Raw genomic sequence first — 11,847 nt, 5'->3', positions numbered from 1 at the left:
GTGGAACGGGCGCTGCAGTTCCTGGCTCGGGCGGGACTCGCCTCCCCGCCGGCCACGACAGTGGAGTTGGTGCAGCAACTGCCCCCAGAGCTGGGTGACCGGGCACTGGGTTGCTACCTTCGCAACGCGGGAAAGATCCAGCTGCTCACCTACCGAAAGTTCGAGGCGGGTGGTGAATGGTTCCAGATGCAGCGGGACCGTGAGCTTTACCGGGCGCTGGCTGCGCACGAGATGGCGCATGCGGTGGTGGGCTGCCACTCCGAGCCCCGCAAGCTGCCTGTGCCTGCTCACGAGTACGTGGCGTACGTGGTCATGTTCGCGACGATGGAGCCGGGACTGCGTGGCCGCCTGCTGGCCCGGTTTTCCGGCACAGGCTTCAGCAGCACCCTGCAGATCAACACACTCAACCACCTGGCCAACCCGAGCCAGTTCGGTGTGGATGCCTGGCGGGACTATCTGAGGCGCCCCGCAAGAGAAGCCTGGCTGCGCGACGTCATCGCCGGCCGTGTCGTTCAGGAGTGGCCCGACGACGGGCCTTGAGTCCGGATTCGCTGGTGCAGCGTGGGGTCTGACATATCGACCGATGGCACCAGTCCCGATGCGGGATGGCGCTGCCCGGCGCGCACCTCATTTGCTGCTGAGGTACTCCGCCACCGCAGCCATTTCGAGTTCGGTCATCTTGTCGGCCACGGCGTGCATCACGGCGTTGTCGTTGGTGCGCTCGCGTTTGCCGAACGACTTGAGCTGGTTGTGCAGGTAGCCCGAGAACTGGGTGGCCAGGCGGGGCAGGGTGGCGGTGCCTTCTCCGGCGCTGCCGTGGCAGGCGGCGCAGGCGGGCACCCCGCTGAATTTGTTGCCGTTGTGATAGACGTAGCGGCCCATGGCGGCGAGCTGGGGGTCTTTGGCTTCTTCGCGCGGCAGGCTCATTTTTTCGTAGTACGCGCCCAGGGCCAGCATTTCGTCGGGCGTGAGCCGCGCCACCATGTCGGCCATGGCGGTGCTCTTGCGCTGGCCGCTCTTGAAGGCTTCAAGCTGGCGCGCGATGTAGCCGGCGTGCTGCCCGGCCAGGCGCGGAAACACCTCGCTGGTGGATTCGCCGTTGGCCCCGTGGCAGAGAAAGCATGAGCCCCCGGCGATCTTTTTGGCGCGCGCTTCGTCGGCCTGTGCCCACGCGCCGCCGCTGCCCAGCAAGGCGCTGGCGGCGGCCACAGCCAGCAGCAGGCGGGTGGGTGTCGGAAGCTTCATTGCATAACCTCAAACGGATATTCAAACGCAAAAAACGCCCTGGCCTCGACCAGGGCGTGGCGGTGGATCAGGCCAGGGTGTCGGCCCAGATGTTGCGCGCCCAGGCGAGGGCGTAGCGGCCTTCCAGTTCGTTGGCCGCGCTGGAGACCCCGCCCGAGCCAGGCACGGTCAGCATGGTCTTTTTCTCGGCGTCGTACTTGTGCACGCTGGCCACATGCACCACGTCTTCGGCGGTCACGAAGCTGTAGCAGGTGTTGGCGTAGATCGGCATCGACGGGGCTTCCTTGCCCTGCAGCAGCGAGACCACGGCGGCCGCGCAGGTCTTGCCGTGCTGGTTGGCCATGTGGCCCGACTTGGGCATGGCGGGTGCGATCTGGATGGCGTCGCCCAGCACGTGGATGTTCTTGTGCGCCTTCGACTCGAAGGTGAGGAAGTCCACCTCGCACCAGCGGGCGTTGGCCGTGGCCAGACCGGTTTTCACCGCGATGTCGCCGGCGCGCATGTTGGGGATGACGTTGGCCACACCGGCCTTGAAGTCGTCGTTGAACTCGAACTTCAGCGTGTTGGTGGCCGCGTCCACATCCACCACCTTGTGCTTGGGCCGGTAATCGATCATGCCTTTGTAGTGCTCGTCCCAGGCCTTCATGAACAGGCCCTTCTTCGAGGTGATGTCGTCGTTGGCATCAAAGATGACGACCTTGCTCTTCGGCTTGGCCTTCTTGAAGTAGCTGGCCACCATGCAGGCGCGCTCGTAGGGGCCGGGCGGGCAGCGGTAGGGCGCCAATGGAATGGACAACGCGTACACGCCACCGTCGGGCATGGCTTCGAGCTGCTGGCGCAGCGCCAGCGTTTGCGGGCCGGCCTTCCAGGCGTGCAGCACCTTGTCGGCGGCACCGGCCTTGGCCATGCCGGGCAGCGAGTCCATCATGAAGTCGATGCCGGGCGAGACGATCAGGCGGTCGTACGGCAGTTCGCCGCCGCTGGCGAGTTTCACCGTGCGCTTGACGGGGTCGATGCTGGCCACCATGTCACGCACCAGCTTCACGCCGTGGCGCCGGCTCAGGTTGTCGTAGGGCGTGGTGATGTCGGCCATGGTCTTGTGGCCGCCGATCACCAGGTTGGAGATGGGGCACGAGACGAACGAGGCGTTGGGCTCGATCAGGGTGACCTCGATGCTCTGGTCGGAGAACATGCGCACATATTTGGCGGCGGTGGCACCACCGTAGCCGCCGCCGACCACGACCACCTTGGCACTGCTGCCGGTGGTGGCGCAGCCCGACATGAGGCCCAGACCGGCGATGGCAGAGCCGGCACCCAGTGACTGTACGAATTGACGACGTTTCATGGTGTGTCCTCCTTATTTCTTCTGCGCTGCGAAGTAAGCGGAAATCTGCGCGAGCTGCTCGTCGGTGTATCCCTTGGAGAGCTGGTGCATGATGGTTGCGGGTTTGCGGCCAGACTTGAAGTCCATCAGTTTCTGCAGCATTTCGTCCTTGTCCTTGCCCGCCAGCGATTCCATGCCCGGCTCGGCGCGCCCGTTGGTGCCGTGGCAATTTGCACAGGCCGCTGCCCACACCTTGATCTGGTTCACCTGAGCCTGCGCCCCGAAGGCGGCGGCGCACAGCACACCGGCCGCCAGCCATTTGATCGATTTCCCCATCGTGGTCTCCAAAAGGGTGGTTGAAGGAAGTTGCATCCAAAACTGTAGCAGCCACTTGAAACACAACGGGTTTGGAGTGTGATCGCTCGTGGGTGTGTCGGATCGTAACGGGGAGACTTTTGGAGCGCCAAGGCATGAAAACCCTGCTGGGGTTAATACCTATCCAAATATCAGCAAACACTAATACAGTTGCAGGTATCGACGCGGCCACGCCGCCTGAAGGAACCATTTCATGCCGCCCAACCTGAATGACGCGATCGGTCGCGTACTTCCCGCCCCTGAAAACCACCTGAGTGCCGACAAGCTGGAACTGGCGCGCAAGGCGCGTCGCAGCTTCATGGGCAAGGCGCTGGCCATGGGCGCCGGGGTGGCAGCGAGCGCCACAGCCGCCACGCGCGCGGTGGCGGCCGAGGGCGAAGAGGCCATCTTGAAGCTGCCCACGCACACCACCGGGCTGGGGCAAGGCGTGGCCACCGAGGGTTATGGCAAGCCCAGCCAGTGGGAGGCCAACCTGCAGCGCCGGGAAAGCCCCGGTCTTACCCGGGTGCCGCAGGCGTCGGTGAGCTTCACCCCGCTGCAAGGCCTGTTCGGGATCATCACGCCCAGTGGCCTGCACTTCGAGCGACACCACCAGGGCTGGTGGGACATCGACCCGTCCAAACATCGCCTCATGGTCAACGGCCTGGTCAAGCGCGAACGTGTGTTCACCATGGACGACCTGATGCGCCTGCCCAGCGTCTCGCGCATCCACTTCATTGAATGCGGCGCCAACTCCGCGCCCGAGTGGGGCAACGTGGCGCTGCCTTCGGTGCAGTACACGCACGGCATGGTGAGCTGCTGCGAGTTCACCGGTGTGCTGCTCTCCACGCTGCTGGAGATGTGCGGCTACGACAAGAAGAACGGCAAGTTCGTGCTGGCCGAAGGGGCTGACGGATCTTCAATGACCCGCACGATCGGCATGGACCGCGCCATGGACGACTGCATCGTCGCCTGGGCCATGAACGGCGAGATGCTGCGCCCGGAAAACGGTTACCCGCTGCGCCTGGTGGTGCCGGGCGTGCAGGGTGTGAGCTGGGTGAAGTACCTGCGCCGCATCGAGGTTGGCGACCAGAAGTACGCGACCAAAGACGAGGCCATCCACTACATCGACCACATGCCCGACGGCACGCACCGCCAGTACACCGGCATCCAGGAATGCAAGAGCGTGATCACCACGCCCTCGGGCAGCCAGACGCTGCTGGACAAGGGTTACTACAACGTGACGGGCCTGGCGTGGTCGGGCCGGGGCACGGTGAAGCGGGTCGACGTGAGCGTGGACGGAGGGCGCAACTGGCGCACCGCGCGCATCGAAGGCCCGGTGCTGCCCAAGGCGCTCACGCGTTTCAACATCGACTGGGTGTGGGACGGCAAGCCCGCTGTGCTGCAGAGCCGGGCGATCGACAGCACCGGCTATGTGCAACCCAAGATCAACCAGCTGCGGGCGGTGCGCGGCACGCGCTCGGTCTACCACCAGAACGCCATCCAGTCGTGGCGGGTCGCCGAGAACGGCGAAGTCTCGAACGTGCAAGTCTATTGATGAGGCCCGCCATGCGAACCCTGACCTTCTTCGCCGCCGCGCTCATCAGCACCGCCGCCTTTGCCCAGACTCCACCCTGGCACAACCTCGGGCGCGACGCCACCAAGGCCGAGGTTCAGGCCTGGGACATCGACGTGCGACCCGACTTCAAGGGCTTGCCCAAAGGCGCCGGCAGTGTGGCCCTGGGCGAACGGGTGTGGGAAGCGCAGTGCGCCTCCTGCCACGGCAGCTTCGGTGAATCGAACGAGGTGTTCACCCCCATCGTGGGCGGCACCACCAAGGCCGACATCGAGCGCGGCCGGGTGAAGAACCTGGAGCCGGGCAGCACCTTCCCGCAGAAGACCACCATGATGAAGGTGGCCACGGTGTCCACACTGTGGGACTACATCAACCGCGCCATGCCCTGGAACGCGCCCAAGTCGCTCAAGCCCGACGAGGTGTACGGCGTGCTGGCCTACATCCTGAGCCTGTCCGAGGTGGTGCCGGCCGACTTCACGCTGAGTGACCAGAACATTGCCGAGGTGCAAAAGCGCATGCCCAACCGCAACGGCATGGTGTTTTACGAACCGCTGTGGAAGGCCGAGGGGAAGGGCGATGTGAAGAACGTGGCCTGCATGAAAGACTGCCCGGTGGAAACCACCATCCGCTCCTTCCTGCCCGACTTTGCGCGCGACGCACACGGCAACATCCAGGAACAGAACCGCGTGATCGGCCCGGTGCGCGGTGCCGACACGACCAAACCACCACCCACTGCGCCGGTGGGCACGGGCCCTCGTCCGGCGCCGGTGCTGGTCGCTGCGGCCAAGCCCGCCGGCGGTGATGTCAAGGCCCTGCTGGCGGCCAACAGCTGCACGGCTTGCCACGGCATGGCGCAAAAGATCGTCGGCCCCGGCTTCACCGAGATCGCCGCCAAGCACAAAGGCAAGGAGCGCCTGGAAGCCTATCTCTCGGCAAAGATCCGCGAAGGCGGCGTGGGCGTGTTTGGTGCGGTTCCCATGCCGCCCCAGGCGCAGATGAGTGCCGCCGACGCCGACACCATTGCCAAGTGGATCGCCGCCGGCGCCAAATGAGTGCAGCCGAAAACACAGCCTTTCGGTGCTTCTGAGCGCCTGCTTAAATATTTGCATGTACTCGTATTCCCCATGAACCGTTTGAACAGGAGTGCTTAACCTATGACGATGTTTTCAACCTCGCTGCTCGCCGTGGCGCTGCTGGCCTTGACCAGCAACGCCGCCTTCGCTCAGAACGCTGCGGCGGCCAAGGCGCTCGCTTCCAAGAACGCCTGCCTGGCCTGCCATGCGGTGGACAGAAAAATGGTGGGTCCGTCCTACAAGGACGTGGCGGCCAAACACAAAGGCCAGGCCGACGCCCTTGAAAAGGTGGCTGCCCGCATCAAATCGGGCGGATCCGGCATCTACGGCCCGGTGCCGATGCCCGCCCAGGCCCAGTTGAAAGACGACGAACTCAAGTTGCTGGCAGGGTGGATCCTGGCTGGCGCACCCGATCAGTGACCCCGACCGTACACTCTCGCCCTTTCCTCATTTCTCAGGAGTCCCTCATGAACAACTCACGCCGCGTCGCCCTCAAGACCACCGGGGCATTCGCCACGCTGGTGTCGCTGGGCCTCATCTCGCAGAGCCAGGCGCACGCCGCCATGGACCGCGCCGGTTTCGACGTCAAGTCCATGGCCGATGCGGTCAAGGCCCTCGGTGGCACCGCCGCCAACAGTGACCAGATCACCGTGGTCGCCCCCGACATCGCCGAAAACGGTGCCGTGGTGCCCGTGGGCGCCGTCAGCAAGCTGCCCAACACCACCGAGATCTACCTGATCGTCGAGAAGAACCCCACGCCCATGGCCGCCGGTTTCAAGATTCCCGCCGGCACCGCTGCCGACGTGCAAACGCGTCTGAAGATGGGCCAGAGCTCCAACGTGTTCGCCGTGGTCAAGGCCGATGGCAAGCTGTTCTCGGCCTTCAAGGAAACCAAGGTCACGCTCGGCGGTTGCGGCGGCTGATGGCCCCCACACCCTCGACAACATCCCCACACCCATTCACCCACCGAATTCCAGGAGTCCACCATGGCTGATCCGATGCGCATCCGCGCCGCTGTTGCTGGCGACGAAACCACCGTCCGCGTGCTCATGTCCCACATCATGGAGCCGGGCACCCGCAGGGACGCTGCCGGCGCCCTCGTTCCCGGCCACTACATCAAGGATGTGGAAGCCACCCACAACGGCAAGGTCGTGCTTGAGGCCGCCTTCAGTGGCGCCGTGTCGCAGAACCCTTTCCTGTCGTTCAAGTTCAAGGGCGGCGCCAAGGGCGACAAGGTCATCGTGAAATGGGTGGACAACAAGGGCGCCACCCGCACCGACGAAGCTGTGATCGCCTGAACCGAATCGCGTTTTTTCCGGATGCAATAACAAGAGGAGACCCCATGAAGAAGACCCTGCCCCGATCACTCATGGCGCTGGCGGCGCTGTCTGCTGCCTGCGCAGCAAACGCGCAAGGCACCGCCGCCGAAGGCATTGCCAAGTACCGCGAAATGCTGCAGGACGGAAACCCGGCCGAGCTGTTCGAGATGAAGGGTGAAGAGCTCTGGAAACAGAAGCGCGGTCCCAAGATGGCATCGATGGAACAGTGCGATCTGGGCAAGGGGCCCGGGGTCATCAAGGGAGCGTTTGTTGAATTGCCCAGGTACTTTGCAGACACCGGCCGCGTGCAGGATCTCGAGACGCGCCTGATCACCTGCATGGAAACGCTGCAGGGCTTCAAGGGTGAAGACATTGCCAAGACGGCGTTTGGCCGCGGTGAGATGGCCAACGTGACCGCGCTCACCACCTACGTGGCCACGGCCTCCAAGGGCATGAAGTTCAACCTGCCGCAGAAGCATGCGCAGGAAAAGATGATGTTCGAGACCGGCAAGCAGTTGTTCTTCACGCGCGGCGGCACGCACGATTTCTCGTGCGCTTCTTGCCATGGCAGCGACGACAAACGCATCCGCCTGCAAGACCTGCCCAACCTCACCAAGAACCCCGGCGACGGCATCGGCTTTGCGGCCTGGCCGGCCTACCGCGTGTCCAACGCGCAGATGTGGGGCATGCAGTTGCGCCTGAACGATTGTTTCCGCCAGATGCGCTGGCCCGAGCCCAAGTTTGGCAGCGACGCGACCATCGCCCTGTCGGTCTACATGGGTGTGAACTCGAAGTCGGCCGAGTCCATCGTGCCGGCCATCAAGCGCTGATCTGGAGAGACAAAAATGAAAAAAATCCATTCCCTCGTGTTGCTCCCCTTGGTCGCGATCGTGTTGTCGGCCTGTTCTTCAGCACCGTCGCCGGCCGACGTGAACAAGGCCACCGCCGACATGCTCAAGAACTCGTTCCAGGCGCGTGGCATTGCCACCCTGGACCGCCTCAACCAGGACCAGGCCAACGCCGAGTGCGCGGTGGCCGACGCCACCGGCAAGCCGCTGGACGAGAAGATGAGCAAGGCCATCGAAGAGGCCAACATGAAGACCGTGAAATGGCCCACCGACGGCAAGTTCCTCGGTGACTGGAAAGAGGGCGAGAAGATCGCCCAGAGCGGCCGCGGCCTGACCTGGACCGACCAGGCAGGCGCCGCCAACGGCGGCAATTGCTACAACTGCCACATGATCAGCAAGGAAGAAATCTCCTTCGGTACCCTGGGCCCAAGCCTCTACAACTACGGCAAGCTGCGTGGCGTCACCGACCCGAACAGCGCCGGTGGCAAAGCCATCGTGGAATACACCTGGGGCAAGCTGTGGAACGCGCGCGCCTACAACGCTTGCTCACAAATGCCGCGCGCAGGCCACATGGGCATCCTGAACCAGAAGCAGCTGCAGGACGTGATGGCCCTGCTGCTCGACCCGGCTTCTCCGGTCAACAAGTGACCACCAAACCCCGGTTGCTTCAGGCAACCGGGGTTTCTCGCTAAAAAATTTCGCGCAAATATCAGCGATCAATTATTTATAGGTACAGAGATGAGCTTCAGCCGCCGTGAATTCATGCAGGTGCTGGCCGTGGCCAGCGCCACCGGCATGGCCCTCAACCACCGCGATGTGTTGGCCGCAGCGCCCGGCGCCGGTGAACGCCTGTACAACGTGCCGAAGTTCGGCAACGTGAGCTTTCTGCACTTCACCGACTGCCACGCGCAGCTCACGCCCATCTACTTTCGCGAGCCCAATGTGAACCTGGGCGTGGCCGAGGCGGTGGGCCGCCCGCCGCACATCGTGGGCGAGAAGCTGCTCAAACAATTCGGCCTCAAGCCCGGCACCGCCCAGGCCCATGCGTTCTCGTACCTCGACTTCAGTCAGGCCGCCAAAACCTACGGCCGGGTCGGTGGTTTTGCGCACATGGCCACGCTGGTCAAACAGCTCAAGGCCAGCCGGCCCAACGCGCTGCTGCTCGACGGCGGTGACACCTGGCAGGGCTCGGCCACCTCGCTGTGGACCAACGGCCAGGACATGGTGGACGCCTGCAAGCTGCTCGGCGTGAACATGATGACCTCGCACTGGGAGCACACCTTCGGCGCCAAACGTGTGCAGGAGATCGTCGAGAAAGATCTGAAGGGGAACATGGAATTCCTCGCACAGAACATCAAGACCACCGACTTCGAAGACATGGTCTTCAAGCCGTATGCGATGCGCGAGATGAACGGCGTGCAGGTGGCGGTGATCGGCCAGGCCTTCCCTTACACACCCATCGCCAACCCGCGCTACATGGTGCCCGACTGGACCTTCGGCATCCAGGACGAGCACATGCAGAAAATGGTGGACGAGGCGCGCGGCAAGGGCGCGCAAGTGGTGGTGGTGCTCTCGCACAACGGCATGGACGTGGACATCAAGATGGCCTCGCGCGTGCGCGGCATCGACGCGATTCTGGGCGGCCACACGCACGACGGCATGCCCGCGCCCTTCGTGGTGAAAAACGCCGGTGGCCAGACGCTGGTGACCAACGCCGGCTCCAACAGCAAGTTCCTCGGCGTGCTCGACTTCGACGTACGCGGTGGCAAGGTGCAGGGCTTTCAATACAAGCTGCTGCCCATCTTCTCCAACCTGCTGCCGGCCGACGCGGCCATGCAGGCGCACATCGACAAGGTGCGCGCGCCGTACAAGGACAAGCTCGAAGAAAAGCTGGCCGTCACCGAAGACCTGCTCTACCGCCGCGGCAACTTCAATGGTTCGTGGGACCAGGTGATCTGCGACGCGCTGATGCAGAACAAGGGCGCCGACATGGCGTTTTCACCCGGCGTGCGCTGGGGCACCTCGCTGCTGCCGGGCGACACCATCACCTACGAACGCATGATGGACCAGATGGCGCTGACCTACCCGGCCACCACGCTCAACACCTTCACCGGCGCGCAGATCAAGGAGATCATGGAAGACGTGGCCGACAACATCTTCAACCCGGACCCCTACTACCAGCAGGGTGGCGACATGGTGCGCGTGGGTGGCATGCAGTACACCATGACACCCAACGCTCCCATGGGCCAGCGCGTCAACAACATGACGCTCAAGGGCAAGCTGATCGAGGCCGACAAGACCTACAAGGTGGCGGGCTGGGCATCGGTGCAGGAGGGCGCCAAGGGCGATCCGATCTGGGACGTGGTCTCGGGCTACCTGCGCGACAAGAAGGTCATCAAGGGCGTGCAGATCAACACGCCGCGCATCATCGGCATGGACGGCAATCCGGGCCTGGCTGCCTGAGTTCCTGCACCCATGAAAAAACCCACCGCCCTTGCGGACGGTGGGTTGAAGCAAGCCTTGGAGATTCGAGAGGGCTTGGAAATCAGAAGTTGTGAACCACGCCCACCGAGTAGAGCTTGCGGTCGGTCGTGGTGGCGCCGGTGGACGGGTTCTTCACGTCGCCGTCAAGGTACGCGCCGTACAGGCTGGTGCGCTTGGACAAGGCGTAGGTGGCGCCGAAGGCAAACGCTTCGCCGTCGGCCGTTTTCACACCGTTGTTCTTGGTCGTGCTCGATGCATAGCCGGCCGAGACGGTGAACGCGCCCAGGGGCATGGCCACGCCGATGGCGTAGTCGCTGTCCTTGAGGCCGCTGCGCTGCTTGGCGTTGTGGATCTGACCCGACACACGCACCACGCCGAAGTCGTAACCGGCCGACAGCACCGTGAACTCGCGGTCCAGCGTGGCCGTTGCGTTCTTCTCGTCCTGGAAACCGGCGCCCACGTCCAGCTTGCCGGCGCGGTAGCGCAGGTTGAAGGCCGTGATTTCGGAGTTGGCGGTGGCCGGGGCCACGTTCTCGTCCAGTGCGTAGGTCAGGCCGGCAGAGAAGCCGCTCAGGTTGGGCGTCTCATAACGAACCTGGTTGTTCGGACGGCTGCTGAAGTTGGACACACCGGCGTAGGCGATCTTGACCGGGGTGAATTCCGAGTCGAAGAGGTTGTTGACCACGCCCATGTCGTAGATGTCTTTGAAAACGCTGTCGGTCTTGCCCAGCTTCAAGGCGCCGAAGCCACCGCTCAGACCCACCCACGACTGGCGGTTGAACGCGGTGTTGGCCGAGCCCAGGGTGCCGTCGTCGGAGTTGAAACCGTTTTCCAGGACGAAGTTGGCCTTCAAGCCACCGCCCAGGTCTTCGGTGCCACGGAAACCGTAGCGGCTGGTGGTCAGGTTGCCGCTGAACACCTGGGTGGTGCTCACGCCGTTGAGCTTGTTGGCGCCGATCGAGGTGTCGATGCGGCCGTACAGCGTGACGGTAGATTGTGCGAATGCGGCGCCGGTGGTGGCCAGAACGGCCAGAGCGATGAGGCTCTTTTTCATGGGGTTGCTCCAATGGGTTGCACGGGACCTGAGGTCCCCTTGCCTCCTGCACCATGCAGGAAGTCCTGCGTATTTCATCGAAGCGCGGAGAAAACTCTGTGACACTTGGCTGTCACAAGCGGGCTTGCCATGAGATACAACAGATGGCCCTGCACGCTCGTGGGGCTGTCATCAACGTGCAACAAAAAACATAGCAGCGAGAAGGAGTTTCGGCATGAAACACGAGGTTCTGGTTCTCGGTGCGGGCATGGTCGGCGTGGGGTGCGCGCTGCACCTGCAGGCCCTGGGCAAGAGCGTGGCGCTGGTCGATCGGCGTGCACCGGGGCTGGAGACGTCGTATGGCAACGCCGGCATCATCCAGCGCGAAGCCATCGCGCCCTATGCACTGCCGCTCGACCTGCGCTTTTTGTTGTCGGGTGCTGCCAACCGGCGCGTTGACGTGCGCTACCACGCCCGCGACGCCGCGCGCATGTTGGGCCCGCTGCGCGCCTACCACCGCAACTCGGCACCCGCCGCGTACCGGCAGATCGCACAGGAATACGAAACGCTCATCGCGCTCTCGCTGGAAAC

At 63.8% G+C, this 11,847-nt stretch carries 14 protein-coding genes; 10 read left to right on the top strand and 4 right to left on the bottom strand.

Features of this window, described 5'->3' with window-relative positions; genetic code table 11:
• Nucleotides 1-540, top strand: a 540-nt coding sequence (locus Q0C59_RS15765) for a DUF6639 family protein (protein ID WP_291217205.1), incomplete at its 5' end; no start/stop codon positions are given.
• 87 nt (nt 541-627) lie between these two features.
• On the opposite strand, the gene Q0C59_RS15760 is transcribed toward Q0C59_RS15765, so the two are convergent.
• The 3 genes from Q0C59_RS15760 to Q0C59_RS15750 all read right to left on the bottom strand — a co-directional run bounded on the left by Q0C59_RS15760 (nt 628) and on the right by Q0C59_RS15750 (nt 2,905).
• Nucleotides 628-1,245 carry a cytochrome c gene (locus tag Q0C59_RS15760; RefSeq protein WP_291217202.1) on the bottom strand — a complete coding sequence of 206 codons (618 nt, stop codon included), beginning with the start codon at nt 1,243-1,245 and terminating at the stop codon, nt 628-630.
• Between the two features lie 67 nt (nt 1,246-1,312).
• Nucleotides 1,313-2,590, bottom strand: coding sequence for an NAD(P)/FAD-dependent oxidoreductase (locus tag Q0C59_RS15755; RefSeq protein WP_291217199.1), 1,278 nt, complete (start codon nt 2,588-2,590; stop codon nt 1,313-1,315).
• A gap of 12 nt (nt 2,591-2,602) precedes the next feature.
• Nucleotides 2,603-2,905, bottom strand: a complete 303-nt coding sequence (locus tag Q0C59_RS15750) for a c-type cytochrome (RefSeq protein ID WP_291217196.1) — start codon at nt 2,903-2,905, stop codon at nt 2,603-2,605.
• A gap of 232 nt (nt 2,906-3,137) precedes the next feature.
• Here Q0C59_RS15750 and soxC point away from each other — a divergent pair, with 232 nt between their 5' ends.
• The 8 genes from soxC (at nt 3,138) to soxB (ending at nt 10,202) form a co-directional block, all read left to right on the top strand.
• Nucleotides 3,138-4,481 carry a sulfite dehydrogenase gene (gene soxC / locus Q0C59_RS15745; RefSeq protein ID WP_291217193.1) on the top strand — a complete coding sequence of 448 codons (1,344 nt, stop codon included), beginning with the start codon at nt 3,138-3,140 and terminating at the stop codon, nt 4,479-4,481.
• An 11-nt stretch (nt 4,482-4,492) separates the two neighbouring features.
• A complete protein-coding gene (locus Q0C59_RS15740; RefSeq protein ID WP_291217190.1) occupies nt 4,493-5,551 on the top strand; it encodes a c-type cytochrome in 1,059 nt (352 codons plus the stop codon).
• A 102-nt stretch (nt 5,552-5,653) separates the two neighbouring features.
• Complete coding sequence (locus tag Q0C59_RS15735) at nt 5,654-5,992, top strand: c-type cytochrome (RefSeq protein WP_291217187.1); 339 nt, start codon at nt 5,654-5,656, stop codon at nt 5,990-5,992.
• Between the two features lie 47 nt (nt 5,993-6,039).
• Nucleotides 6,040-6,495: a thiosulfate oxidation carrier protein SoxY gene (soxY, locus tag Q0C59_RS15730; protein ID WP_291217185.1), complete on the top strand. Its 456-nt coding sequence runs from the start codon at nt 6,040-6,042 to the stop codon at nt 6,493-6,495.
• A 63-nt stretch (nt 6,496-6,558) separates the two neighbouring features.
• Nucleotides 6,559-6,870, top strand: coding sequence for a thiosulfate oxidation carrier complex protein SoxZ (gene soxZ / locus Q0C59_RS15725; protein WP_291217183.1), 312 nt, complete (start codon nt 6,559-6,561; stop codon nt 6,868-6,870).
• Nucleotides 6,871-6,914: 44 nt separating this feature from the next.
• Nucleotides 6,915-7,721, top strand: a complete 807-nt coding sequence (gene soxA, locus Q0C59_RS15720; RefSeq protein WP_291217180.1) for a sulfur oxidation c-type cytochrome SoxA — start codon at nt 6,915-6,917, stop codon at nt 7,719-7,721.
• Nucleotides 7,722-7,736: 15 nt separating this feature from the next.
• A complete protein-coding gene (gene soxX, locus Q0C59_RS15715; RefSeq protein WP_291217177.1) occupies nt 7,737-8,387 on the top strand; it encodes a sulfur oxidation c-type cytochrome SoxX in 651 nt (216 codons plus the stop codon).
• A 90-nt stretch (nt 8,388-8,477) separates the two neighbouring features.
• Nucleotides 8,478-10,202, top strand: a complete 1,725-nt coding sequence (soxB, locus tag Q0C59_RS15710) for a thiosulfohydrolase SoxB (RefSeq protein WP_291217174.1) — start codon at nt 8,478-8,480, stop codon at nt 10,200-10,202.
• A gap of 82 nt (nt 10,203-10,284) precedes the next feature.
• On the opposite strand, the gene Q0C59_RS15705 is transcribed toward soxB, so the two are convergent.
• Entirely contained in the window at nt 10,285-11,277 is a 993-nt protein-coding gene (locus tag Q0C59_RS15705) for a porin (RefSeq protein WP_291217171.1), read from the bottom strand.
• Nucleotides 11,278-11,491: 214 nt separating this feature from the next.
• Between Q0C59_RS15705 and Q0C59_RS15700 the strand changes: the two genes are divergently transcribed.
• The coding region (locus Q0C59_RS15700; RefSeq protein WP_291217169.1) for an FAD-dependent oxidoreductase at nt 11,492-11,847 on the top strand (356 nt) is incomplete at its 3' end.

This window comes from Hydrogenophaga sp. (assembly GCF_022844385.1).
Classification (GTDB): Bacteria; Pseudomonadota; Gammaproteobacteria; order Burkholderiales; family Burkholderiaceae_C; genus Hydrogenophaga.
Note: the sequence above shows the minus strand (reverse complement) of the source record. Positions and strands in the feature narration are given on the sequence as shown.